This window comes from Streptomyces coryli, assembly GCF_011044975.1.
Lineage (GTDB): Bacteria > Actinomycetota > Actinomycetes > Streptomycetales > Streptomycetaceae > Streptomyces > Streptomyces coryli.
This window is the reverse complement of the sequence record NZ_JAAKZV010000088.1, coordinates 1-23,070: the sequence shown is the minus strand read 5'-3', so window position 1 is coordinate 23,070 and position 23,070 is coordinate 1. Positions and strand designations below refer to the sequence as shown.

At 71.3% G+C, this 23,070-nt stretch carries 23 protein-coding genes; 4 read left to right on the top strand and 19 right to left on the bottom strand.

Going from position 1 to position 23,070, the window contains the following annotated elements:
• Positions 1-15: 15 nt before the first annotated feature.
• Together treY and glgX are read right to left on the bottom strand one after the other, a co-directional pair.
• The gene (gene treY / locus G5C51_RS20315; protein ID WP_165239413.1) at positions 16-2,343 is read right to left on the bottom strand and encodes a malto-oligosyltrehalose synthase; all 2,328 of its coding nucleotides are present in this window, start codon (positions 2,341-2,343) and stop codon (positions 16-18) included.
• Positions 2,344-2,359: 16 nt separating this feature from the next.
• Positions 2,360-4,477: a glycogen debranching protein GlgX gene (glgX, locus tag G5C51_RS20310; RefSeq protein WP_165239411.1), complete on the bottom strand. Its 2,118-nt coding sequence runs from the start codon at positions 4,475-4,477 to the stop codon at positions 2,360-2,362.
• Positions 4,478-4,721: 244 nt separating this feature from the next.
• Here glgX and G5C51_RS20305 point away from each other — a divergent pair, with 244 nt between their 5' ends.
• Together G5C51_RS20305 and G5C51_RS20300 are read left to right on the top strand one after the other, a co-directional pair.
• A complete protein-coding gene (locus G5C51_RS20305) occupies positions 4,722-5,978 on the top strand; it encodes an SAV2148 family HEPN domain-containing protein (RefSeq protein ID WP_165239431.1) in 1,257 nt (418 codons plus the stop codon).
• Between the two features lie 112 nt (positions 5,979-6,090).
• A complete protein-coding gene (locus G5C51_RS20300) occupies positions 6,091-6,831 on the top strand; it encodes an exonuclease domain-containing protein (RefSeq protein WP_338118232.1) in 741 nt (246 codons plus the stop codon).
• Here G5C51_RS20300 and G5C51_RS20295 read toward each other — a convergent pair.
• From G5C51_RS20295 to G5C51_RS44315, 5 genes are all read right to left on the bottom strand, one after another.
• Positions 6,812-7,768 carry a hypothetical protein gene (locus G5C51_RS20295; RefSeq protein WP_240929793.1) on the bottom strand — a complete coding sequence of 319 codons (957 nt, stop codon included), beginning with the start codon at positions 7,766-7,768 and terminating at the stop codon, positions 6,812-6,814. The two genes, G5C51_RS20300 and G5C51_RS20295, sit on opposite strands and share 20 nt — an antisense overlap.
• Positions 7,769-7,818: 50 nt before the next feature.
• On the bottom strand, positions 7,819-8,586 hold the full coding sequence (gene erm, locus G5C51_RS20290; RefSeq protein WP_338118231.1) for an ErmE/ErmH/ErmO/ErmR family 23S rRNA (adenine(2058)-N(6))-methyltransferase: 768 nt from the start codon (positions 8,584-8,586) through the stop codon (positions 7,819-7,821).
• Positions 8,587-8,913: 327 nt separating this feature from the next.
• A complete protein-coding gene (locus G5C51_RS20285; protein WP_338118230.1) occupies positions 8,914-11,205 on the bottom strand; it encodes an MMPL family transporter in 2,292 nt (763 codons plus the stop codon).
• Positions 11,206-11,411: 206 nt separating this feature from the next.
• On the bottom strand, positions 11,412-11,882 hold the full coding sequence (locus tag G5C51_RS20280; RefSeq protein ID WP_165239405.1) for a cysteine dioxygenase: 471 nt from the start codon (positions 11,880-11,882) through the stop codon (positions 11,412-11,414).
• Between the two features lie 42 nt (positions 11,883-11,924).
• A complete protein-coding gene (locus G5C51_RS44315) occupies positions 11,925-12,014 on the bottom strand; it encodes a putative leader peptide (RefSeq protein ID WP_420824834.1) in 90 nt (29 codons plus the stop codon).
• On the opposite strand from G5C51_RS44315, the gene G5C51_RS44310 reads away from it, so the two are divergent.
• Together G5C51_RS44310 and ssuE are read left to right on the top strand one after the other, a co-directional pair.
• Positions 12,013-12,183, top strand: coding sequence for a putative leader peptide (locus G5C51_RS44310; protein ID WP_420824833.1), 171 nt, complete (start codon positions 12,013-12,015; stop codon positions 12,181-12,183). The two genes, G5C51_RS44315 and G5C51_RS44310, sit on opposite strands and share 2 nt — an antisense overlap.
• A gap of 87 nt (positions 12,184-12,270) precedes the next feature.
• Positions 12,271-12,822 (top strand): NADPH-dependent FMN reductase, encoded by a 552-nt coding sequence (gene ssuE, locus G5C51_RS20275; RefSeq protein WP_165239403.1) that lies wholly within the window; start codon positions 12,271-12,273, stop codon positions 12,820-12,822.
• On the opposite strand, the gene G5C51_RS20270 is transcribed toward ssuE, so the two are convergent.
• The 12 genes from G5C51_RS20270 to G5C51_RS20220 form a co-directional block, all read right to left on the bottom strand.
• Positions 12,779-13,534 carry a sirohydrochlorin chelatase gene (locus G5C51_RS20270; protein ID WP_165239401.1) on the bottom strand — a complete coding sequence of 252 codons (756 nt, stop codon included), beginning with the start codon at positions 13,532-13,534 and terminating at the stop codon, positions 12,779-12,781. The genes ssuE and G5C51_RS20270 overlap by 44 nt on opposite strands.
• A gap of 8 nt (positions 13,535-13,542) precedes the next feature.
• Entirely contained in the window at positions 13,543-14,427 is an 885-nt protein-coding gene (locus tag G5C51_RS20265; RefSeq protein ID WP_165239399.1) for an ABC transporter permease, read from the bottom strand.
• Complete coding sequence (locus G5C51_RS20260) at positions 14,414-15,226, bottom strand: ABC transporter ATP-binding protein (RefSeq protein ID WP_165239397.1); 813 nt, start codon at positions 15,224-15,226, stop codon at positions 14,414-14,416. The genes G5C51_RS20265 and G5C51_RS20260 overlap by 14 nt, the downstream gene beginning before the upstream one ends.
• A gap of 14 nt (positions 15,227-15,240) precedes the next feature.
• A complete protein-coding gene (locus tag G5C51_RS20255; RefSeq protein WP_338118229.1) occupies positions 15,241-16,347 on the bottom strand; it encodes an ABC transporter substrate-binding protein in 1,107 nt (368 codons plus the stop codon).
• Between the two features lie 159 nt (positions 16,348-16,506).
• Entirely contained in the window at positions 16,507-17,859 is a 1,353-nt protein-coding gene (locus tag G5C51_RS20250) for a sulfate adenylyltransferase subunit 1 (protein ID WP_165239393.1), read from the bottom strand.
• Positions 17,860-17,861: 2 nt separating this feature from the next.
• Entirely contained in the window at positions 17,862-18,797 is a 936-nt protein-coding gene (cysD, locus tag G5C51_RS20245) for a sulfate adenylyltransferase subunit CysD (protein WP_165239391.1), read from the bottom strand.
• Positions 18,794-19,351 carry an adenylyl-sulfate kinase gene (cysC, locus tag G5C51_RS20240; RefSeq protein WP_165239389.1) on the bottom strand — a complete coding sequence of 186 codons (558 nt, stop codon included), beginning with the start codon at positions 19,349-19,351 and terminating at the stop codon, positions 18,794-18,796. Before cysC ends, cysD begins: the two co-directional genes overlap by 4 nt.
• A complete protein-coding gene (locus G5C51_RS20235) occupies positions 19,348-20,049 on the bottom strand; it encodes a phosphoadenylyl-sulfate reductase (RefSeq protein WP_165239387.1) in 702 nt (233 codons plus the stop codon). Before G5C51_RS20235 ends, cysC begins: the two co-directional genes overlap by 4 nt.
• On the bottom strand, positions 20,036-20,212 hold the full coding sequence (locus tag G5C51_RS20230) for a hypothetical protein (protein WP_165239385.1): 177 nt from the start codon (positions 20,210-20,212) through the stop codon (positions 20,036-20,038). The genes G5C51_RS20235 and G5C51_RS20230 overlap by 14 nt, the downstream gene beginning before the upstream one ends.
• Positions 20,209-21,906, bottom strand: coding sequence for a nitrite/sulfite reductase (locus tag G5C51_RS20225; protein WP_165239383.1), 1,698 nt, complete (start codon positions 21,904-21,906; stop codon positions 20,209-20,211). The genes G5C51_RS20230 and G5C51_RS20225 overlap by 4 nt, the downstream gene beginning before the upstream one ends.
• A gap of 162 nt (positions 21,907-22,068) precedes the next feature.
• Positions 22,069-22,152, bottom strand: a complete 84-nt coding sequence (locus tag G5C51_RS44075; protein WP_338118234.1) for a putative leader peptide — start codon at positions 22,150-22,152, stop codon at positions 22,069-22,071.
• A gap of 108 nt (positions 22,153-22,260) precedes the next feature.
• Complete coding sequence (locus G5C51_RS20220; protein ID WP_165239381.1) at positions 22,261-22,803, bottom strand: GNAT family N-acetyltransferase; 543 nt, start codon at positions 22,801-22,803, stop codon at positions 22,261-22,263.
• Positions 22,804-23,070 lie beyond the last annotated feature (267 nt).

Below are 23,070 nucleotides of genomic sequence, written 5' to 3'. Positions count from 1 at the left end.
CGTTGTACATGTCAATCACTCGCGTACGAGCAACGCCACCGGCCGCTCCGCGAGCACCTCCGCCACCGAGGCCGAACCCGTGTGTTCACCGCCGCCGAGGGCGTCGCGCCACGTACCGGCCGGGAGGACGAGGCGGGTCCCGCGCCAGCCGCCCGCCGCCGCGAGCCGGGTCACCACCGTGACCGCCCGCCCGGCGCGGGCGAAGGCCACGACGTGGTCCGCCGCCGGTCCCTCGGCGTGCACCGGCTCGTACGAGCCCGCACGGCCGAACCACTCCGGGTGCTCCCGGCGCAGCCGCAACGCGAGCCGGGTGAGGCGGAGTTTGGCGTCCTCGGCCGGGTGGCCGAGCAGCGGGGCGCGGTTGTCGGGGTCGACGAGGGCGCGGTACTCCGCCTCCGTGCGCTGGTAGAGGTCGGGCACGCCCGGCATGGTGAGGTGGAGGAGGGCGGCGCCCAGGATGTTCGCCCGGGTGGTCTCGGCCAGCTCGTCCGCCAGCTGCGCCGTCGCGTAGAGGCCAGGCCCTTGCGGTCCGGCCTCCGTGAAGTCCGCGAGCGCGCGCTCGTACGCCTCGTCCGGCTCCGTCCAGCCGGTACGCAGCCGCGCCTCACGGGCGGCCTTGAGGAGGGACTCCTTCAGCCGGTCGTCGTACGGGAAGCCGAGCCCCAGCGCGGTCTGCCACGCCCACCACGCCGTATGCCGGTCGGGCGCGGGCGTGGCGGCCTCGCGGGCGGCGAGGAAGTCCCGCCAGCGCCGCGGGTGCTGGGTCAGGGCCGCGATCGCCGCCCGGGTGTCGGCGCTGCGCTTGGTGTCGTGCGTGGACAGCACCGTCCCCGCCTCCGGCCACTCCCGCTGCCGCCGCACGCAGAAGGCGTGGAAGGCGGCGACGGGGATCGCCGGGTCGCCCGGCTCGCCGCCGACCTCGCAGGCCGACAGCAGCGGCGGGTAGCGGTAACACGCCCGGTCCTCCACCGCCTTCGCCCGCAGCGCCGCCGCCGTCTGCGCGAACCGGGCGCAGAAGTCGCGCGCGTCGGTGCAGCCGTCGGCGGAGTCGAGGCGGCCGAGCGCCGCGTCCCTGACCACCTCGACCGCGTCCGCCTCCGCCGGCACCGCGAAGGCGCTACGGGCCCCCTCCGCGGCCTCCTGCAGCATCGCCACGTCGGCGGCGGAGGGCTTCTCGCCCGGGCGGACGTACGGCCGGTAGACGGGGAGCCGGACCAGGACTTCCCGGATCGCCTCCGCCAGCGCCCACGGCGCGTGGTCGCGCAGCGCGGGCGGGCCCGCCGCGCAGATCCGGGCGGCCGTACGGGCCAGGCGGCCGACCTCGGCGGCGAGGTCCTGTGCGAGCATCCCGCGGGCGGCCCGGCGGACGGTGGCGGGCCAGTCGCCGCCGCGGTCGGCGGGTGCCGCCGTGAAGTCCGCGTAGTGCGCGGTGAGTTCGGCGTGGCCGCCCGGGTCCACGAAGAGGCCGTCGATGTGGCGCAGCGCCTCGTAGCCGGTGGTCCCCGCCACCTTCCAGTCCCGGGACAGCGTCTCGTCCCCGGTGAGGATCTTCTCCGCCACCGTCCAGGCCCCGCCCGTCGCCTCGTGCAGCCGCGCGAAATACGTCTCGGGGTCGGTCAAGCCGTCCGGATGATCGACCCGCAGTCCCTCCAGCACCCCTTCCCGCAGCAGCTGCAGCACCTTGCCGTGGGTGGCGGCGAAGACCTCGGGGTCCTCGACCCGTAGCGCGATCAGCTCCGAGATGGTGAAGAAGCGGCGGTAGTTGAGCTCCGTGCGGGCCAGCCGCCACCACGCGAGCCGGTAGTGCTGGGCGTCCAGCAGCTCCGGCAGCGGCAGCGACTCGGTGCCGGGGCGCAGCGGCAGCCGGTGGTCGCCGTAGCGCAGCGTGCCGTCGGCGGTCCGCAGCCGCCCGAGCTCGTCCCCGAGCCGCCCGCCCAGCACCGGCAGCAGCAGCCGGCCGCCGTGCCGCGTCCAGTCGATGTCGAACCAGCGGGCGTACGGGGACTCCGCCCCGTCCCGCAGCACCTCCCACAGCGGCCGGTTGAGCGATTCGGGGGCGGGCACCGCCATATGGTTCGGCACGATGTCGGCGATCAGGCCGAGGCCGTGCTCGCGGGCCGTCGCCGCCAGCGCGCGCAGGCCGTCCTCGCCGCCGAGCTCGGCGCGTATCCGGGAGTGGTCGGTGACGTCGTAGCCGTGCGTGGAGCCCGGCACCGCCTCCAGGACAGGGGAGAGGTGCAGATGGGACACGCCGAGTCCGGCGAGATACGGGACGGTCTCGCGGGCGGCCGCGAACGGGAACTCCGGCTGCAGCTGTATTCGGTAGGTAGCGGTGGGCGTCATGCCCGGTTACGTACCCTCAGGCGGGCCGCCGCAGCACCGTCAGGCTCCGGTCCGGCAGCGTGATGCGGTCGCCGGCCGCGGCCTTGGGTCCCTCGCCGGGCGGCACCGGGTCCGGGCGGGCCGTATCGACGACGACCTGCCACTGGCGGCCGTGATTGACGGGCACGACGAAGTCCATCGGCTCGTGGTGGGCGTTGAACATCAGCAGGAACGAGTCGTCCGCGATCCGCTCGCCGCGCAGGTCCGGCTCGGAGATGGCGTTGCCGTTGAGGAAGACCGTCAGCGAGCGGGCCTGGGCCTCCTGCCAGTCCGCCATCCGCATCTCCTCGCCGTCAGGCGTGAACCAGGAGATGTCCGACAGCTCGTCGTGGGTGCCCTCCATCGGGCGGCCGTGGAAGAACCGGCGGCGGCGGAAGACCGGATGGTCGCGGCGCAGCCAGATCATGGCGCGGGTGAACTCGAAGATCCCCCGGTCCTCGTCGCCCTCGGGCCAGCGCACCCAGCTCAGCTCGTTGTCCTGGCAGTACGCGTTGTTGTTGCCGGACTGCGTACGGGCGAACTCATCGCCGTGGCTGAGCATCGGCACGCCCTGCGACAGCAGCAGCGTGGCGACGAAGTTGCGCATCTGCCGCTGCCGCAGCGCCAGCACCTCGGCGTCGTCGGTCTCGCCCTCGACGCCGCAGTTCCAGGAGCGGTTGTGGCTCTCGCCGTCCTTGTTGTCCTCGCCGTTGGCGTCGTTGTGCTTCTTGTCGTACGCCACGAGGTCGTGCAGCGTGAAGCCGTCGTGGCAGGTGACGAAGTTGATCGAGGCGAGCGGACGGCGGCCGTCGCCCTGGTAGAGGTCGGAGGACCCGGTCAGCCGCGATCCGAACTCGGCGAGGGTGCGCGGCTCGCCGCGCCACAGGTCGCGGACGGTGTCGCGGTAGCGGCCGTTCCACTCGGTCCACAGCGGCGGGAAGTTCCCCACCTGGTAGCCGCCCTCGCCGATGTCCCACGGCTCGGCGATCAGCTTCACCTGGCTGACGACGGGGTCCTGCTGCACCAGGTCGAAGAAGGACGACAGCCGGTCCACCTCGTGGAACTGCCGGGCCAGGGTGGACGCGAGGTCGAAGCGGAAGCCGTCGACGTGCATTTCGGTGACCCAGTAGCGCAGCGAATCCATGATCAGCTGGAGCACGTGCGGCGAGCGCATCAGCAGCGAATTGCCGGTGCCCGTGGTGTCCATGTAGTAGCGCGGGTCGTCCTCGACGAGGCGGTAGTACGAGGCGTTGTCCAGGCCGCGGAAGGAGAGCGTCGGGCCGAGGTGGTTGCCCTCCGCCGTGTGGTTGTAGACGACGTCGAGGATGACCTCGATGCCCGCCTCGTGCAGCGCCCGCACCGCCTGCTTGAACTCCAGCACCTGCTGCCCGCGGTCGCCCCACGACGCGTACGCGTTGTGCGGGGCGAAGAAGCCGATGGTGTTGTAGCCCCAGTAGTTGCGCAGCCCCGCGTCCACCAGCCGGTGGTCGTGCACGAACTGGTGCACCGGCATCAGCTCGATCGCCGTCACCCCGAGCGAGGTGAGGTGGTCGATGACGGCGGGGTGGGCAAGGGCCGCGTAGGTGCCGCGCAGATCCTCCGGCAGGCCCGGGTGGCGCATCGTGAGGCCTTTCACATGGGCCTCGTAGATCACCGTCTCGTGGTAGTCGGTGCGCGGCGGGCGGTCGTCGCCCCAGTCGAAGTAGGGGTTCACCACGACCGAGGCCATGGTGTGCGGCGCGGAGTCCAGGTCGTTGCGCTCGTCGGGCTCGGCGAAGTGGTAGCCGTACACCGCCTCGTCCCAGCTGGTCTCGCCGCAGACCGCCCGCGCGTACGGGTCGAGCAGCAGCTTCGCGCTGTTGCAGCGCAGCCCGCGCTCCGGTTCGTACGGGCCGTGGACCCGGAAGCCGTAGCGCTGGCCCGGCATCACGCCCGGCAGATACGCGTGCCGCACGAAGGCGTCGGATTCGCGCAGCTCGACCGCGGTCTCCGAGCCGTCGTCGTGCAGCAGGCACAGCTCGATCCGCTCCGCGGCCTCGGAGAAGACCGCGAAGTTCGTGCCGGCACCGTCGTACGTGGCGCCGAGGGGGTACGCCTGACCCGGCCAGACCTGCATGGTGTGCATCCTTGCGCAGTGGTCGCCCATCGGGCCAACCCGCCGGGGAAAGTCCCCCGGATAGGTGTACGAACTACCCGGTGTGGCAGAATCCCCAGCCGTCCCGTTCACTGCGGCCGGACCTTCCCGGCGGGCCAACTCCGCATCGAGTTGGTGAACTTGTGAGTCCATCAGGGTGCACCGGCACCGGCGGCGGCAGTAGTCTGCGGTGATCAGTTACGGGGGCGAAGGGCGGTGCGCGCAGGTGAGTTCGGGCGGTCTTGAGCTGCCGCCGGGGGCTTCCGGCGACGACGGACCGACTCCGGGCGCCATCTCCGTGGCCGGCGAGCCGGAGATCATGGGAGCCGAACTGGACTGGGGCGCCGACGCCTGGAGCGAGGTGCGCACCCGCGCCCGGCGCGCCGGGCGGGCCTATATCTGGCTGAACCTGGTGGAACAGCGCCTGCGTACCGTCGTGGCCGCCGTCCTGCGCCCCATCTACGAACCGGTGCACGGCGAGGACTGGGTGCTCGCCGCCGCGGGCCCCGCGGGCCAGGAGTGGGTGCAGCGGGCCGCGGCCGTACGGGAGGTCAGCCGCCGCAAGGGCTATCTGCTGGACCCGGCCGACGACAACGTCGTCTCCTTCCTCACCATGCCGCAGCTGCGCGAGCTGATGGTGCAGCACTGGCCGTGCTTCGAGCCGTTCCTCGACGACCGCCGCGATGTCGAGCTGGCGCTCGACGAGCTGGAGGTCACCCGGAATGTCGTCTCCCGCAACCGCGCTCTGTCGGAGGCCGTACTGGCGCAGGCCGAGCGGGCGGCGGCGCGGCTGCTGGACATGCTGGGCGCGTCGGCCTCCGCGCCCTCCGATGTGCGGTCCTCGGCGAGCCGGCTGCCGGTGGACGCGGTGGAGGACCTGGTCGGGGACCGGTACGCGGACGTGGTCGGGGTGCATCCGGACCGGGTGCGGCTGCAGCGGCAGCTGCCGGTGGAGGACCTTTTCGGCGGCGCCCGGCGTATCGACGCGGTCGGCATAGGCCTCAACCTGCTGGTGCAGAACTACTCGGGCCGCCGCCTGGTGCGGCTCGCGGAGGCCGGCTGCCGGGTGCGGCTGCTGTTCCTGAACCCGGCGAGCAGCGCGGTCCGGCGCCGGGAGCGCGAGCTGGGGCTGAAGAAGGGCGAGCTCAGCCGGCAGGTGGAGACGAACATCATGCACATGCGCCGGGTCCGGGCGCGGGTGCGGCCGCCGGGGGCCGGTGAGGCCGGGTCGAGCTTCGAGATCAGGGTCTTCGACGAGACGCCGCGCTTTACGGCGTATCTGGTGGACGGGGACCGGGCGAACGGGATAGCCGTCGTCCAGTCGTATCTGCGGCGCACCCGCGGGATGGAGGCACCCGTGCTGGTGCTGCGGTCCGGGCGGCGGGACCTGATCCATGGCGAGGGGACGGGCGAGCCCGGGCTGTTCGAGACGTATCGCGAGGAGTTCGAGGCGTCGTGGGGTGACTCGCGGGCGGTGTCGTAGAACCGGAGCGGGCCCATCCGGATTGTCAGTGCCGCATGAAAGGCTGGTGACAGCTGGGGAGGAGCGGGACTGTGAGCGACGCTGCGATTCATCAAGAGCGGGAGGGCTGGGCGTGAGCCAAGGCTGGCTGAACGGAACTCTGGTCGGATTCGACCTGGAGACGACCGGCACCGACCCGCGCGAGGCGCGGATCGTGACCGCCGCCGTGATCGCGACCCGCGAGGGCGATCCGGTCGCGCGGCGTGAGTGGCTGGCCGATCCGGGGGTGCCGATTCCGGACGAAGCCGCCGCGATTCACGGCATCAGCACGGCCCGGGCGGTGGCCGAGGGCCGGCCGGCGGCGGCCGTCGCCGACGACATAGCGGAGGTCCTGGTGGGCCACTGGCGCGCGGGCGCGGCCGTCGTCGCGTACAACGCCGCCTTCGACCTGAGCCTGCTCACCGCCGAGCTGGCGCGGCATGGCCTGCCGTCCCTCGCCGAGCGGCTGGGCGCGGGGAGCGAGCCGGGCCCGGTGATCGACCCGCTCACCATCGACCGCGCCGTGGACCGCTATCGCAAGGGCAAGCGCACCCTCGAGGCCGCCTGCGTCGAATACGGTGTGCCGCTCTCCGCCGCGCACAACGCCACCGCCGACGCGCTCGCCGCGGTCCGGGTCGCCCGCGCGATCGCCGAGCGGCATCCGGAGGTCGGCGAGGCCGCCGCGTGGGATCTGCACCGCTGGCAGGTCGGCTGGTATGCCGACTGGGCCGCCGGCTACCGGCACTGGCTGCAGCGGCAGGGCCGTACGCCCGCGGAGACCTCCGCGATCGACGGCGCCTGGCCGCTGCGCTCGCTCAGTGGAAGCGAGTCGTGACGATCCGCGCCTTGTAGATCTGCGCGCCGGGGCGGGTCTTGGACAGGCCCTGGGAGAAGTAGACGGTCGGCCCGCCCCACGGCGGGTCGGACGGCGTCGGGTCCAGGGTCCACATCGCCTCGCCGGACGGGTGCCGGACGTAGGACTTCACGTAGTTCTCCTCGGAGAAGACCGTGAGTTTGCGGGTGGCCTTGTCGAGGGAGTAGCAGCGGCCGCTGTCGGTGACCGTCAGCTTGCCGGGGTTGGCGTAGTCGGGCTGCAGGTCGTGGCCGTTGCCGGCGAAGGTGATGTCGGTGCCGTATTTCACCAGCCGGGCGGTGGAGTTGGCGCCGGTGACCTTGTAGGTACGGATCTTCGTGCCGCCGGTGACCCACAGCAGGCTGTTCTCGTCGTCCCACAGGACCGCGTGCGGTTTCGGCATGTCGGTGATCGTCTGCACCTCGCGGAGCGTGGAGTGGTCGCTGTTCGCGCCGCCGTAGACATGGATGCGGTCCCGGGTGCCGGCCACCACGACCGCGGCGACGTTCGGGATCCGCTCGATGCAGTGCGGATAGCTGGAGACCGAGGCCTCCCAGATCAGGTCGCCGCGGTCGAGGCGGTTGCCCTTCCCCGTCACCTGCACGATCCCGGCGCGGCCGTTGCCCGGCACGCCCGCGGTCATCAGCGCGATGGTGCCGTAGCGGGTGGTCTCGCGGAAGCGGATCTCGAACGGGTCGTCCCAGCCGTTCGTGGTGCCGGGGGAGAAGGACCAGGTGGAGGCGGCCGCCCAGTCGCCGGTGCGGTCGAAGACCTCGAAGACATTGGTCTTCTGATTGGTGAGCGCGATCGGGTAGTTGACCGGCTCCGCGGCGGCGCGGTTGCCGGTGAGCGCGGCCGCGGCCGGGGCGGCGAGGGCCCCGGCCGCGGCTCCGCGGAGCAGACTTCTTCGTCGCATCATGCCCTTATGGGTACGGACTCCCGGTTGCGTGCCGGTTGCGCGGCCTCAGGTCAGCCCAGGAGGCCGGCGTGCAGGCGCAGCCACTGGCCAGGTGTTACGTATCCGACCGGGGTGTCCTGCCCGACCCCCGCCGCGGAGAAGGCGGCGGCGAGGCGTCGGGGTGGGTGCGCGGTGCGGAGGGTGGCGTACAGCGAGCCGCCGGTGCCGGTGAAGCCGAGGTCCACCAGGCGCTGGTAGCGGGCGCGTTCGGCGAGGGGGAGCAGCGGGCGCGGGCGGCGGTCGATGCGGAGCATCGCGGAGTCCACCCGCGGCACCGGGCGGAAGTCGCGGCGGGGCACGCTGCCGCCCAGCCGCCAGCCGAACCACGGCCAGCTGCGCACGGTCAGCAGCGTCCAGCGCCCGTAGTCGCCGGTGCGCTTGCGGGCGTATTCGCGCTGGGTGATCAGCGACGCCGAGGTCAGCCGCTGGGCGCGCAGACACCAGTCGACGACGTCGGAGGTGCGCGCGTACGGGACGCTGCCGACCACCGCGAACGGGTGCCGCGGCGGCCGGGCGGCAAGGAAATTGCCGCGCACGGCACGCACGTTGGGGTGCGCCGCGAGCCGGCGGCGCAGCGCCGGGAGCAGCCGGGGGTCGATCTCGTACGCGATCAGCCCGGCGCAGTGCGGCGCCAGCGCGGCGGTCAGCGCGCCCTTTCCGGCGCCGACCTCGACCAGCCGGTCGGCGGGAGCGGGCGCGGCGAAGCGGACGAAGCGGTTCACGGTGTGCGGATTGATGAGGAAGTTCTGCGAGAGCGCAGGCGAAGCGGAGTGGGCCACGGCCGGCCGTCCTTTCGGAAGTGGTGCATTCCTGGACTGGCGGATGGCCCTGACGCGGGCAGCGGTGAGCTCAAAGAGACGGCGGCACCGGGCCCGTCAGGGCCGGCGGCCGCGCCGGGGGCGGCGGGTGAATTCAAGCGCGCACACCCGGGCGAGGCCGCGGATCGCGCCGAGGCGCGTCACCGCGCAGCAGCAGGAGCTGCCACCCATGAGGTCCTCCAGCAGACGGGTGCGCTTACCCGCGCGAGGCTAGCCGGACGTGCCGCCGCCCCGCACCGGGTTTTCTGTCCCGGTGCGGGGCGGCGGCTGTGCGGGGAGGTGCCTCGGTCAGACCTGCTGGTACGGGACCCGTTCCGGCTTCGGCGGGACCTGTGCGGGCACCGGAGCCGCGGGCTCGTCGTGCGCCAGGTCCGGCAGCCAGCGCAGGGCCTTCGGGAAGTACCAGTTGCGGTCGCCCAGCAGCGCCATCACCGCGGGCAACAGCACGCCGCGGATCAGCGTGGCGTCGATCAGGACCGCCGTGGCCAGGCCCACGCCCATCTGCTTCATCGACTGCATCGACAGCGTCCCGAAGATCGCGAAGACGCCGACCATGATGACCGCCGCGCTGGTCACCACGCCCGCCGTCGTGATGACGCCGTGCGCGATCGAGTCCTTGGTCGTACGGCCCTGCATCCGCGCCTCGCGGATCCGGGACACCACGAACACGTGGTAGTCCATCGACAGGCCGAAGAGGATCACGAACAGGAACAGCGGCAGCCAGGAGACGATCGCGCCCACGCCCTCGGCGCCGACCAGACCCGCGCCCCAGCCGTGCTGGAAGACCATCGTGAGGATGCCGTACGCGGCGCCCACCGACAGCAGGTTGAGCACGATCGAGGTGATCGCGATCGTCAGCGAGCGGAAGCACATCAGCATCAGCAGGAAGGCGAAGACGACCACGAAGGCGAAGACCGGCACGACGGCGCCGACCAGCTGGTCGTTGAAGTCCTTCGACCCCGCCACCTGCCCGCCGATCGGTGCGTCGACCCCGTCGACCTTGCCGAAGGTCGCGGGCCGCACCTCGTCGCGCAGCGTGTTCAGGCTCTTCTCGGCCTTGGCCTGGTCGGAGCCGCCGACCAGCGGCACGTCGATGACGGCGATGTTCTCCTTGTCGTACACGGTGACCTCGATCGGGCCGCGGGACGCGCCGGTGGAGATGGCCTGGGCCCGGAAGTCCTTGATCGCCTTCTGCGTCGCCGCGGAGCCGATGTCGTCGGCCTTGACCACCACCTCGGCCGGATCGGAGCCGCCGGGGAAGGCCGCGTTGACCCGCTCGTAGGTCTTCACGATGGGCAGCGAGTCGCCGAACTCCTGGTCCAGCGTCAGCTCCTGGGTGTTCATCCCCAGGGCGGGCAGCGCGATCGCCGCGAGCACCCCGGCCGAGGCCACCACCGCCATCTTCGGCCTCCGCAGCACCCGGGTCAGCACCGCGCGCCAGACCCGGCTCTCGCCATTGCCGTTGCTGCGGCCCCGCTTCAGCCGGTTCAGGAACGGCACCCGGCCCTTCTCCACCCGATGGCCGAGCAGCGACAGCAGCGCCGGCAGCACGGTGACAGAACCGATCATCGCCACCGCCACGGCCATCAGCGAGGCCACGCCCATCGCCTTGAAGTCGGCGAGACCGGTGAAGAGCAGCCCGCACATCGCCACGATCACCGTCACGCCGGAGACCAGCACCGCCCGCCCGGACGTCGCCGCCGCGATCTCCAGCGCCGTACGCCCGTCCCGGCCCGCCTCCCGCTCCTCGCGCTCGCGGCGCAGGTAGAAGAGGCAGTAGTCGACGCCGACCGCCAGACCCACCAGCAGCATCACGGAGTTGGCGGTCTCGCCCATCGGCTGCAGATGGCTGACCAGGCCCATCAGGCCCATCGTCGCCACGATCGCGGTGACCGCGAGCAGCACCGGCAGCAGCGCCGCCACCAGCGCGCCGAAGGCGATCAGCAGAATGCCGAATGCGACCGGCACGGCTGAGAGCTCGGCCTGTTTGAAGTCCTTGCCGAAGGCGTCGTCGAAGGTTTTCTCCATGCTGGCGCCGCCGATCTCCTCGACCACCAGCTCGCCCTTGTGCTGCTCCTGGACGCCCTCGACGGCGTCCTGCACCGGCTGCACCCGGTCGCCCGCGGTCTCCGGATCGCCGCGCATCTTGAACTGCACCAGCGCGGAACGCCCGTCCTTGGAGATCGTCTTCGACTCGTACGGGGAGGTGACCGCGGTGACCCCACCGGTCTTCCGCACCGCGCGCATCACCTGGTCGACGGCCTCGCGGAACTCCGGCGCCGTGGCCTTCGTCCCCGGCTTCGCCCCCTGCACGAGGACCGTCTCGCCCACCGGCTCATCGATCCCGGCATCCTCGAGGATCTTCTCCGACCGCCCGACCTCGCCGGGCATCTCGTCGCTGCTCTTGACCTCTTTGGTGCCCGCGGCCGAGCCGGCGGCCATCGCCAGCACCACGAAGAGCACCCAGATCCCGACGGCCGCCCAGCGGTGCCGGACGCTCCATCCGCCGACCCGGGCGGCGACGCCGCGCGGCCTGTTGGCCGTTCCCTGTGATCCCTGCGTCCGGCGGTGGTCCGCCACGATGATCCCCCTCGTGAGGGGTGGCGGCCCCATCCGGCCGCCACCTGCACTCACGACGCTATGGGCGGGCACGGCCCCGCCCCATCCTGCCCGCCGGTGAAACGACGCGGTGGTCGTCTACACCCTTCGGGTGGGGTTTACCCCACCAGAGGGAGGGTCGTGTCCCTTACAACTACCGCTGGTAGCCGGGCAGTTGCGGACCTTGGTCAGCGGTCGACCGGGCTGGTGGAGCGCAGCACGACGCCGCCCCCGGGGAGCTCCTCGTAGTACGACATGGACGTCAGGGCCGGGGAGTACGCGTGGACGCTCACCGCGGGTACGGCGCCGTGGTTGACGACCTCGTGCGTATGCCGCGGGCCGAAGGCGCGGATCGCGCCGGCGGGCAGCGCCCAGGGGGAGGGGCGGGTCGGCGCCGCGGTGAACGTCCGCTCCGTGAGCTCCCCTTGGACCACGGTGAACGCACCCGACGAGCCGCCGTGGTCGTGGATGCCGGTGCCCTGCCCGGGCAGCCAGGTCAGCAGCCACACCTCGTAGTCGTCGGTGACCTCGAGGCGGGCGTAGTACCGCTCGGCGGCGTCGAAGCGGACCCGGGGGCGCCAGAAGCCGGTCTCCGCGGCGGCGCGGCGGGCGGTTTCGGCGAGCTGGGTGGGCGTGCGGGATTGCAGGACGACAGACATGGGGTGATTCCTCTTCCGGGAGTTTGTGCGGTGTCGGTGCGGTCAGCCGTTACGGCCGCAGCGACACAGCGCACTTGCCACGCGGACCAGATCCACGTGGTGGCGCGCGAAGAGGAACTCGCCGGTCGACATGCGCCCCAGATTACCATTGACGGAAATCATTGACGGGGACATCCAGTTGCTGCCATGCTCACATGTTGTGAGTCAAGCTGACATTCTCGTATCGCGCCTGCACGTCGACCTGCGACGTCACGCCAGCGCGATCTGTGCGCCCATCTGTCGCGCACACACCGGCTGCTGACCACTCCTCCCCGCTTTCTCTCCTTTTTTGCGCAATCACGCCATTGCGTTGCTTCCGCCTGCCCGAAATTCCTCTGTGGAGCGATTGATGACGTCCATTCTCGCCCTGTCCGGAAGTCCGTCGGCGAATTCACGTACCGCATTGCTCGTCGACCACGCGGTCGACCGGCTTTCCCTCACCGGATTCGACGCGCAGCACCTCGTCATACGAAACCTGCCGGCCGCGGAGCTGCTTTACGGGCGGACCGACTCGGCCGCCATCGCGCGGGCCACGGAGGCCGTCGCCGAGGCCGAGGCGGTGATCGTCGCCACCCCGATCTACAAGGCCGCGTACACCGGTCTGCTGAAGTCCTTCCTGGACCTCCTCCCGCAGGGCGCGCTCACCGGAAAAACGGTTCTGCCGCTGGTGACAGGCGGCTCCCTCGCACACGTCCTCGCCATCGACTACGCGCTCCGCCCGGTGCTCACCGCGCTCGGCGCGCGGCATGTGGTGGCGGGCTGCTTCCTGCTCGACAGCCACATCGACCGCCGTCAGGACGGCGGCGCGCTCCTCAAGCCGGAGGCGGAGCTGCGGCTGTTCGACGTCATCGACGAGTTCATCGACGCGCTGCCGGCGACAACCGACCTCGCCCGCGCGTAAGCGCCCCGTACCGCCGCACCACCAGATCGGCCAGCTCCGGGGCCGCGCCGAGGACATCCGCCAGGACGTCCGCGTCCGCGGCCCCGGCCGCGATCCGGTCCGGCAGCCGGCCGGGGGCGATGACATACGGGGCCACGGCCACCCGCCGCACCCCGTCCGCGCGCAGCGCCCGTACCGCGTCCTCGGTCCTGGGCAGGGAAGCGGAGGCGAACGCAGGACGCACGGCGCACCAACCGGTGCGCCGCCACTCCCGCGCGACTGATGCGATCACTGCGATCGCCTCCGGGTCGGTGGAGCCCGCCGACGCCAGCACCACGCCGGTCGCCGGGCGGTCGGCGGCCGTCAGCCCCGCCTCGTAGAGCCGCCGCTCCAGGGCCGTCCGCAGCAGCGGCGAGGGGCCGAGCACCGCCGCTTGCCGTACCCGCAACTCCGGGTGGCGTACGGCCGCTTCGGCCAGGGCCGCCGGGATGTCGGACTTCGCGTGGAAGGCGCGGGTCAGCAGCAGCGGCACGGCCACCGCCTCCGTCACCCCGTCGGCCGCGAGCCGGGCGAGGGTCTCCGGTACGGACGGGGTGTCGAAGTCCAGGAAGCCGACCTCCGCACGCACCTGCGGGCACAGCGCCCGCACCCCCGCCATGAGCTCGTGCACGGTCGCGGCGTGCCGCGGGTCGCGGCTGCCGTGGGCTATCAGGACGAGGGCGGGGTGGTTCATGGCGGTGCTCAGTTCTTGACGAGGAGGCCGCGGCTGCGCAGCACGCGGCGCTCCAGCGGGCTGAAGATCAGCAGGTCGATGGCGATGCCGACGATCAGGATCAGCAGGATCGCCAGGAAGATCCCGGGCATGTCGGAGTTGTTGCGGCCGTTCTCCAGCAACTGGCCCAGGCCGAGGCCGAGGTCGGGCGACGACGCGATGATCTCCGCGGCCATCAGCGAGCGCCACGAGAACGCCCAGCCCTGCTTAAGACCCGCCAGATAGCCGGGCAGCGCCGCCGGCAGCACGATGTGCCGGGCCCCGGCGAGGCCCGTCGCGCCCAGCGTCTTGCCGGCCCGCAGGAACAGCGGCGGCACCTGGTCGATGCCGGAGACGAGCCCGTTGGCGATGGAGGGGACGGCGCCGAGCAGGATGACCGCGTACATCATCTGGTCGTTGAGCCCGAACCACAGCACCGCGGGCGGCACCCAGGCGACGGACGGCAGCGACTGCAGCCCGGACAGGATCGGGCCGATCGCGGCCCGTACGAACTTCACCCGCGCCACGATCAGGCCCAGCGGGGTGCCGATGGCGAGGGCGAGCAGGAAGCCGAGCAGGCCGCGGGAGACGGATGTCCAGATGACCTCGAGGAGGGTGCCCTCGAGCCACATCTGCTGGAGACTGTCGGCGACGTCGGCGGGCGGCGGCAGCTTGTACTCGTCGGTGACCTCCGCCCAGACCAGGACCTGCCACAGGACGATGACCAGCAGCACGGCGGTGACGGGCGGCAGCACCTTCTGGAGGAGCACCTGCCGCACCGGGGTGCGGTCGGTGGCCTTCGTCTCCAGCGCGTCCAGGCCGGCTTCCAGGCCGGCGATATCGGAGTGGGCCGGTGACGTATCAGTGCTGGCCATGTCGGCGGATCTCCCCCCTGAGCTCTTCGGTGATCTCGACGGACAGCTCGGCCACCGCCGCGTCCTCGATCCGCCGCGGCTGCGGCAGCTCAACGTCCCACACCCGGCTGACCCGGCCGGGGCGGGACGACATGAGGACGACGCGCTGGGCGAGCCGCACCGCCTCGCGGACGTTGTGGGTGACGAACAGCACCGAGACGCCGGTCTCCCGCCAGATGCGGGTCAGCTCCTCGTGCAGTACGTCGCGGGTGATGGCGTCGAGCGCCGCGAACGGCTCGTCCATCAGCAGCACATCGGAGTCCTGCGCCAGCGCGCGGGCCAGCGCGACCCGCTGCCGCATGCCGCCGGACAGCTCGTGCACCCGCTTCTTGTACGCGTCGCCGAGCCGCACCAGCTCCAGCAGCCGCTGCGCCTCCGGGCGCCGCTGCTCCCGCGGCAGGCCGCGCAGCCGCAGCGCGAGCTCGATGTTCTTGCCCGCGGTCAGCCACGGGAACAGCGCGTGCTCCTGGAACATCAGCGCGGGCCGCTTCCCGCCGGGCACCTCGATGGCCCCGGCGGTCGGCGAGTCGAGGCCCGCGACCAGGTTCAGCAGGGTCGACTTCCCGCACCCGGACGCGCCGAGCAGGCAGACGAACTCGCCGGGCCTGACCTCGAGATCGATGTCGTCGAGGACCAGGGCAGGGCCGAACGACTTGTGCACGCCGGTGATCCGTACCGCCGGGTCCGTCGTGGTCGCGGTGTCGGCCGTCGCGGTCCCGTCCTTCAGGTCGGCAGCCTTGGTCAGCAGTGTCCGGGTCATGTCCGGTTCCCTCCCTACTGCTTGCCGAGCCCGGCCGCGGAGACCGCCGGCAGGCCCTCGGACTTCAGCACCTTGTTGAGGATCGACAGGTCGTAGATGCCGTTCAGGTCGGTCTTCTCCAGCAGGCCCGCCTTGACCGCGTGCTTCGCCTCGAGGTCGAGGGTGTTCGCGAGCGGGTCGTCGGTGAGGTCGATGGACTTGAAGGCCGGGTCGAGCACCTTGGCCGGCAGCGGCTTGCCGGACAGCTCCTTCAGCGCCTCATTGGCCTGCGCCTTCGCGTCGTCCGGGTTCTTCTTGATCCAGGCGTTGGTCTTCACCGAGCCGCGGATCACGGCCTCGACGACGTCCGGGTGCTCCTTGAGGAACTTCTGCGAGACGATCAGGTTCGTGATGATGAACTTGCCGTCCTTCCACAGCTCCCGCTCGTCCAGCAGCACCTTCGCGCCGTCGGCGACGAGCTTCGAGGCGGTCGGCTCCGGCACCCACGCGCCGTCGATGGAGCCGGACTTGTAGGCGTCCGGGGTGACCTTGTTGTCCGAACGGACCACGGACACGTCGCCCTTGCCGGACTCGGGGTCCACCTTCCAGCCCTGCTCCGCCGCCCAGTTGAGGAAGGCGACGTCCTGGGTGTTGCCGTGCTGCGGGGTGGCGATCTTCTTGCCCTTGACGTCCTTCAGGGACTTGATCTTCTTCGGGTTGACGACCAGCTTCACGCCGCCGGAGGCCGAACCCGCCACGATCTTCAGGGACTTGCCCTTGGACTTGGCGAAGCCGTTGATCGCCGGGGACGGGCCGATCCAGCCCATGTCGATGGAGCCGGAGTTCAGCGCCTCGATCTCGGACGGGCCCGCGTTGAAGACGGACGGCTTGACGGCGGTGCCGCCGAGCTCCTTGTTGATGATGCCGGTGCCGTTCTGCTTCAGGCCGACCAGCGGGGTGGGGTGGGTGAGGTTGGCGAAGTAGCCGATCTTCACCTCGTCCACCGAGAGCTTCTTGCCCTTCGCGGCGGCGGCCGGCTTCTGGCTGTCGTCCTTGGCGTCGGAGCCGTAACCGCAGGCGCTGACGGCGAGGGCGAGGGTCGGCAGGGCGGCTATGGCGGCGAGCGATCGTCTCGTGAACACGGGAAGGAAGTTCCTCTCGGCAAGGATGGGAAGGGGGACTGGAGGCGGGTGCTCACGCACATCGCCCGGTGCCGCCCTGCCCGCTGCCCCGCCGGCCGCTGCCGATGCGGCCGCCTTCCTTGGCGAAGGTCGAGAAGACTTCCGTGGCTGCCATCGGTCTCAGAAATCCCATCCGTCGTCGTCGGCCGCGGCGTCCGCGGCCGGGGCGGCATGCGCGGCGAAGGCGTTGCCCGCCATGCCGGCGGAGAGCGTGGTGCCGTCGGCCGGGTCGATCAGCAGGAAGGACCCGGTGCGCCGGGAGTCGGCGTAGTCGTCGACCGGCAGCGGCTCCGCCGTGCGCAGCACGACCTCGCCGATGTCGTTGGCGACCAGCTGCTGCGGGTCCGGGTGCTGGGAGAGGTCGTCCAGCGTCAGCCGGGACGGGATCTCCTTGACCAGCGCCTTGACCGTACGGGTGGCGTGCTTGATCAGCACCCGGTGGCCGACGGTCAGCGGGGCGTCCGCCACATGGCAGACGGTCGCCTTGATGTTCTGGGTGACCGCGGGCGCGTCGGAGGCGGGCGCGATCAGGTCGCCGCGCGAGATGTCGATGTCGTCCTCGAGCAGCAGCGTGACGGACTGCGGCGTCCAGGCGACGTCCACCGGCGTGCCCAGCAGGTCGATCCCGGCGATCTTCGTCGTCCGGCCGGAGGGGAGGACCGTGACCTCCTCGCCGACCCGGAAGGTGCCGGCGGCGATCTGGCCCGCGTAGCCGCGGTAGTCCGGGTGGTCGGCGGACTGCGGCCGGATCACGTACTGGACGGGGAAACGGGCGTGGCAGCCGGTCAGATCATGGCTGGCCGGGACGGTCTCCAGGTGCTCCAGCACCGTCGGGCCGCCGTACCAGTCCATGTGGGCGCTGACCTCCACGACGTTGTCGCCGTTGAGCGCGGAGATCGGGATGGCGGTGACCTCCGGGACGCCGAGGTCGGTGGCGTACGCGGTGAACTCCCCGGCGATCCGGGCGAAGACGTCCTCGGCGTAGTCGACGAGGTCCATCTTGTTCACGGCGAGGACCACGTGCGGGACCCGCAGCAGCGCCGCGATGGCGGCGTGCCGGCGGGTCTGCTCCACGACGCCGTTACGGGCGTCGACCAGGATCACCGTCAGCTCGGCGGTCGAGGCGCCGGTGACCATGTTCCGGGTGTACTGCACGTGCCCCGGGGTGTCCGCCAGGATGAAGCGGCGCTGCGCGGTGGCGAAGTAGCGGTACGCCACGTCGATGGTGATGCCCTGCTCCCGCTCGGCGCGCAGGCCGTCGGTGAGCAGCGCCAGGTCGGGCGCCTCCTGGCCGCGGCTGCGGGAGGCGTGCTCGACGGCCTCCAGCTGGTCGGTCAGCACCGACTTGGAGTCGTGCAGCAGCCGGCCGACCAGGGTGGACTTGCCGTCGTCGACGGAGCCCGCGGTGGCGAAGCGCAGCAGGGTGGTGGCCGAGAGCTGCTCGGCGGCGGTGGTGGCCGGAGTGGCGGTCATGTCTAGAAGTACCCTTCGCGCTTGCGGTCTTCCATGGCCGCCTCGGACAGCTTGTCGTCGGCGCGGGTGGCACCGCGCTCGGTGAGCCGGGAGGCGGCGATCTCGGCGATGACGGCGTCGAGCCCGGTGGCGTCGGAGTCGACGGCGCCGGTGCAGGACATGTCGCCGACGGTGCGGTAGCGCACCAGGCGGGTCTCGATGGTCTCGTCGTCCTTCGGGCCGCCCCAGTCGCCGGGCGCCAGCCACATGCCGCTGCGCCGGAAGACCTCGCGCTCGTGCGCGAAGTAGATCTGCGGCAGCTCGATCTTCTCGCGGGCGATGTACTGCCACACGTCCAGCTCGGTCCAGTTCGACAGCGGGAAGACCCGGACGTGCTCGCCGGGCGCGTGCCGCCCGTTGTAGAGCTGCCACAGCTCGGGGCGCTGGCGCCGCGGGTCCCACTGGCTGAACTCGTCGCGGAGGGAGAAAACCCGCTCCTTGGCCCGCGCCTTCTCCTCGTCCCGGCGCCCGCCGCCGAAGACGGCGTCGAACCGCTCGGCCTGGATCTTCTCGGTCAGCGGCAGGGTCTGCAGCGGATTACGGGTCCCGTCCGGACGCTCCTTGAGCACCCCGCGGTCGATGTAGTCCTGCACGGACGCGACGTGCAGGCGCAGGCCGTGCTCGGCCACCGCCCGGTCGCGGTACTCGATGACCTCCGGGAAGTTGTGCCCGGTGTCCACGTGCAGCAGCGAGAACGGCAGCGGCGCTGGCGCGAAGGCCTTCAGCGCCAGGTGCAGCATGACGATCGAGTCCTTGCCGCCGGAGAACAGGATCACCGGCCGCTCGAACTCCCCCGCCACCTCGCGGAAGATGTGCACCCCCTCGGACTCCAGAGCGTCCAGGTGGGTCAGCGCGTACGGGGAATCCGTGCCCTCAGCGGGTGTCGTCACCGTCGTCATGCCAGGCCCTTCTCGTTGAGCAGCGCGATCAGCGCCGCGGCGGACTCGGTCACGCTCTGCTCGTGCGCCGCGATCCGCAGATCCGGCGCGGCGGGCGGCTCGTACGGGTCGTCCACGCCGGTCAGCCCCGCTATCTCGCCGGCTGCCTGCTTCGCGTACAGCCCCTTCACGTCCCGTACCGAGCAGACCTCGACCGGCGTCGCGACATGCACCTCGACGTAGGGCGTGCCCTGCGCCGCGTGCCGCTTGCGGACCGCCTCGCGGCTGTCGGCGTACGGGGCGATGACCGGGGCGAGGGCGAGGACGCCGTTGGACGCCAGCAGCTCGGCGACGTAGCCGATCCGCTGCACATTGATGTGCCGGTCCTCGCGCGAGAAGCCGAGGCCCGCGGAGAGGAATTCGCGGATCTCGTCGCCGTCGAGCAGCTCGACGCGGTGGCCCGCGGCGCGCAGCTCGGCGGCGGCGGCCCGGGCGATGGTGGTCTTGCCGGCGCTGGGCAGGCCGGTGAGCCAGACCGTGGCCCCGGGCTTGTTCTGGGTGCTCGACTCGCTCATCCGTGAATCCCGCATTCCGTCTTCCCCTGGCCCGCCCACCGGCCGGCCCGCGCGTCCTCGCCCTCGAGCACCCGGCGGGTGCAGGGCGCGCAGCCGATCGACGGATAGCCGTCCATCAGCAGCGGGTTGGTGAGGACGCCGTGCTCGGCCACGTAGGCGTCCACGTCGTCCTGCGTCCAGCGGGCGATGGGGGAGACCTTCACCTTCTGCCGCTTGGCGTCCCAGCCGACGACCGGCGTGTTGGCGCGGGTCGGCGACTCGTCGCGGCGCAGCCCGGTGGCCCAGGCGTCGTACGCCTTGAGGCCCTGCTCCAGCGGCGCCACCTTGCGCAGCGCGCAGCACCGGTCAGGGTCGCGGTCGTGCAGCTTCGGGCCGTATTCGGCGTCCTGCTCGGCGACCGTCTGCTTCGGCGTGAGGGTGAGGACGTTGACGTCCATCACCGCGGCGACGGCGTCGCGGGTGCCGATGGTCTCCGGGAAGTGGTAGCCGGTGTCGAGGAAGACCACGTCCACGCCGGGCCTGGCGCGCGAGGCGAGGTGGGCGACGACCGCGTCCTCCATGGAGGAGGTGACGGCGAACTTGTCGCCGAACGTGTCGGTGGCCCAGGTGAGGATCTCCAGCGCGGAGGCGTCCTCGAGCTCGCGGCCCGCACGGGTGGCGAGGTCTTCCAGGTGATCGGCTCGGTCAACTGTCGTCATCGGGCGCTCCCTTGGTCAGGCCCCGGGCGAGCAGCCCGAGGAACGAGAGCTTGAATGCGCGATTGCAGGCGCCGCATTCCCAGGCGCCGTGGCCCTCCTCGGACGGACGAAGATCCTCGTCGCCGCAGTACGGGCAGTAGAAGGGGGCGGCTCGATTGCTCATTGCAGCGCCTCCTCATCGGCGCGGGCCGCCCACTTCGCGAACGGCTCGCCGTCCGCGCGCTGCTCCTCGAAGCGCCGGACGACGCGCTCGATGTAGTCGGCGAGCTCGTCCGCGGTGACCTTCAGGCCGCGCACCTTGCGGCCGAAGGTGGAGTCCTCCATGGCGAGCGCGCCGCCGAGGTGGACCTGGTAGCCCTCGACCTGATTGCCGTCCTTGTCGCGGACCAGCTGCCCCTTGAGACCGATGTCCGCAGTCTGGATACGGGCGCAGGAGTTGGGGCAGCCGTTGATGTTGATGGAGAGCGGCTCGTCGAACTCGGGCAGCCGGCGCTCCAGCTCCTCGATCAGCGCGGCCCCGCGGGCCTTGGTCTCGACGATAGCGAGCTTGCAGAACTCGATGCCGGTGCAGGCCATCGTGCCGCGCCGGAACGCGGACGGCTTGGCCTGGAGGCCGAGGGCGTCGAGCGCTTCGATGAGCGGCTGCACCTGTTCCTCGGTGACATCGAGGATGAGCATCTTCTGCTCGACGGTGGTACGGAGCCGGTCGGAGCCGTGCTCGGCGGCGAGGTCCGCGATCTTGGAGAGCGTGGTGCCGTCGACCCGCCCGACCTTGGGCGCGAAGCCGACGTAGTAGCGCCCGTCCTTCTGCTGGTGCACGCCGATGTGGTCGCGCCACTTGGCGAGCGGCGCCGCCGGGGCGGGTCCGTCGTTGAGCTTGCGCAGCAGGTACTCGTCCTCCAGCACCTGCCGGAACTTCTCCGGCCCCCAGTCGGCGACCAGGAACTTCAGCCGGGCGCGGTTGCGCAGCCGCCGGTAGCCGTAGTCCCGGAAGATGGACACGACGCCCTCGAAGACGTCGGCGACCTCGTCGATCGACACCCAGGCGCCGATCCGTACGCCGATCTTCGGGTTGGTGGAGAGCCCGCCGCCGACCCAGACGTCGAAGCCGGGGCCGAGCTCGGGGTGGTCGACGCCGACGAAGGCGACGTCGTTGATCTCGTGCGCGATGTCCAGAAGCGGGGAGCCGGAGACGGCGGACTTGAACTTGCGCGGCAGGTTGGAGAAGGCGGGATTGCCGACGATGCGGCGGTGCGACTCCTCGATGGCCGGGGTGCCGTCGATGATCTCGTCGGCGGCGATCCCGGCGACGGGCGAGCCGAGGATCACACGGGGCACGTCACCGCAGGCCTCGGTGGTGGACAGGCCCACGCCCTCCAGCCGGCGCCAGATCTCGGGCACGTCCTCGATCCGGATCCAGTGCAGCTGGATATTCTGCCGGTCGGTGATGTCCGCGGTCCCGCGGGCGAACTCCTGCGAGATCTCGCCGATGGTGCGCAGCTGCTGCACGCTCAGCTGCCCGCCGTCGACCCGCACCCGCAGCATGAAGTACTCGTCGTCCAGCTCGTGCGGCTCCAGGATCGCGGTCTTGCCGCCGTCGATCCCGGGCTTGCGCTGGGTGTACAGACCCCACCAGCGCATGCGTCCGCGCAGGTCAGCGGGGTCGATGGAGTCGAATCCGGCCTTGGAGTAGATCGTCTCAATGCGTGTCCGCACATTGAGACCGTCGTCATCCTTCTTGAACTGCTCATTGGCATTGAGCGGCGTGAAGTGGCCTACGGCCCACTGGCCTTCGCCGCGGTGGCGGCCGGCCTTGCGGCGATTCTGCGCAGCGGGGCGCGGGGCGGTATCGGCCATGGCGGTACGTCCTTCGGGCAGGCAGGCGGGCGCTGACCTGCTTAGTCAGGCGGTATACGGGGACAGATCGCGGCACGCCCGCGACGGTGGGGGCGGCTCAGCGGGATGCTTTGAACGCTGTGAAAAGGGGGAATCTCGGCGGTGCTGGGGGCGCTGGGACTATCAGCCCGCCGGACAGATGGCGCTGGACACGCGGGCGAGGTCGACGTGACGCCGACTTACCAGGGCAACTCCAGCACGAGACATGACGGAAGCGTGGCATGGGGGCTTCGGGCGAGTCCACTGTTATCCAGCATGTGGACGAGAGTCGCTCGGATGGTGAGACGTGCAGGGTGGAGGGGTGGTGCGGGTGCGCTAGGAGGCGCGTTCTTCAGTGGTCACGTCGTAGATCCGGAACCCGCGCTTCTGGTAGTTCGCCAGCGCGTGCTCACCGTCGTCGCTGCAGGTGTGTAGCCAGACCCGCCGGGTCTGCTCCCGCCCCGGCCAGCGCTCGGCGAGGTCCCAGGCGCGGGCAACGCCGTGGGCGAGCAGGGCACCACCGATCCCACGCCCGCGAAATGCCGGGATCAGCCCGAATTGCGTGATTTCAACGGCACCGTCCGCCTGCCCCTGCATCTCGACGTACCCGGCCGGCGTCCCCCGGTCGTATGCGATCCAGGTCTCGGTCCCCGGCGCCTCGACGAGCTCCCGCCACCGCTCGTACGTCCAGACGAGGCGGTCGGTCCAGGCGATGTCACCACCCACGGCGACGTAAAGGAACCGATTCAGCTCGGGCGACGGCACCTCGGCACGCATGATCATCGGCTCCCGCCCGCGACCACTCGGCGGAACGAGGTCCGCGGGGGCGGTCTGCTCGAGATACCAGGTGGTCAGGGTGCCGGCGGGCGCGTCAGTCATGGATCCATCCCATCACAGGGGTGGGGGCGGCGACGCTGGGGATCTCTCGGGGATCCCCTTCAGCCGTCGTCCCTGCCTTCTCGATTCTCCATCGCCGTACGGATCCGGTCCGTCGCGACCTCCAAGGTGACGCCGTGGTGCCGCCAGCCGCCAGCCGCCAGCCGCCAGTCGCCAGTCGCTAGTCCTGCGAACCTGCCTCGGTGCCTCACTGGCCATATGTCTAAGCCCGCACCCGGCAGCCCAAGGCGCCCGCCCCCACCCCCTTCC

Bases quoted from the DNA above. Each gene is read 5' to 3' on its own strand.
- treY (WP_165239413.1), bottom strand. From the start codon at position 2,343: ATGACGCCCACCGCTACCTACCGAATACAGCTGCAGCCGGAGTTCCCG.
- cysC (WP_165239389.1), bottom strand. From the start codon at position 19,351: ATGAGCGAGTCGAGCACCCAGAACAAGCCCGGGGCCACGGTCTGGCTC.
- G5C51_RS20295 (WP_240929793.1), bottom strand. From the start codon at position 7,768: ATGATGCGACGAAGAAGTCTGCTCCGCGGAGCCGCGGCCGGGGCCCTC.
- G5C51_RS20235 (WP_165239387.1), bottom strand. From the start codon at position 20,049: ATGACGACAGTTGACCGAGCCGATCACCTGGAAGACCTCGCCACCCGT.
- G5C51_RS20280 (WP_165239405.1), bottom strand. From the start codon at position 11,882: ATGTCTGTCGTCCTGCAATCCCGCACGCCCACCCAGCTCGCCGAAACC.
- G5C51_RS44315 (WP_420824834.1), bottom strand. From the start codon at position 12,014: ATGTCGACCGGCGAGTTCCTCTTCGCGCGCCACCACGTGGATCTGGTC.
- glgX (WP_165239411.1), bottom strand. From the start codon at position 4,477: ATGCAGGTCTGGCCGGGTCAGGCGTACCCCCTCGGCGCCACGTACGAC.
- G5C51_RS20220 (WP_165239381.1), bottom strand. From the start codon at position 22,803: ATGACTGACGCGCCCGCCGGCACCCTGACCACCTGGTATCTCGAGCAG.
- G5C51_RS44310 (WP_420824833.1), top strand. From the start codon at position 12,013: ATGCGCCCCAGATTACCATTGACGGAAATCATTGACGGGGACATCCAG.
- G5C51_RS44075 (WP_338118234.1), bottom strand. From the start codon at position 22,152: ATGTCTCGTGCTGGAGTTGCCCTGGTAAGTCGGCGTCACGTCGACCTC.
- G5C51_RS20260 (WP_165239397.1), bottom strand. From the start codon at position 15,226: ATGACCCGGACACTGCTGACCAAGGCTGCCGACCTGAAGGACGGGACC.
- G5C51_RS20230 (WP_165239385.1), bottom strand. From the start codon at position 20,212: ATGAGCAATCGAGCCGCCCCCTTCTACTGCCCGTACTGCGGCGACGAG.
- G5C51_RS20270 (WP_165239401.1), bottom strand. From the start codon at position 13,534: ATGAACCACCCCGCCCTCGTCCTGATAGCCCACGGCAGCCGCGACCCG.
- G5C51_RS20250 (WP_165239393.1), bottom strand. From the start codon at position 17,859: ATGACCGCCACTCCGGCCACCACCGCCGCCGAGCAGCTCTCGGCCACC.
- ssuE (WP_165239403.1), top strand. From the start codon at position 12,271: ATGACGTCCATTCTCGCCCTGTCCGGAAGTCCGTCGGCGAATTCACGT.
- G5C51_RS20225 (WP_165239383.1), bottom strand. From the start codon at position 21,906: ATGGCCGATACCGCCCCGCGCCCCGCTGCGCAGAATCGCCGCAAGGCC.
- cysD (WP_165239391.1), bottom strand. From the start codon at position 18,797: ATGACGACGGTGACGACACCCGCTGAGGGCACGGATTCCCCGTACGCG.
- G5C51_RS20265 (WP_165239399.1), bottom strand. From the start codon at position 14,427: ATGGCCAGCACTGATACGTCACCGGCCCACTCCGATATCGCCGGCCTG.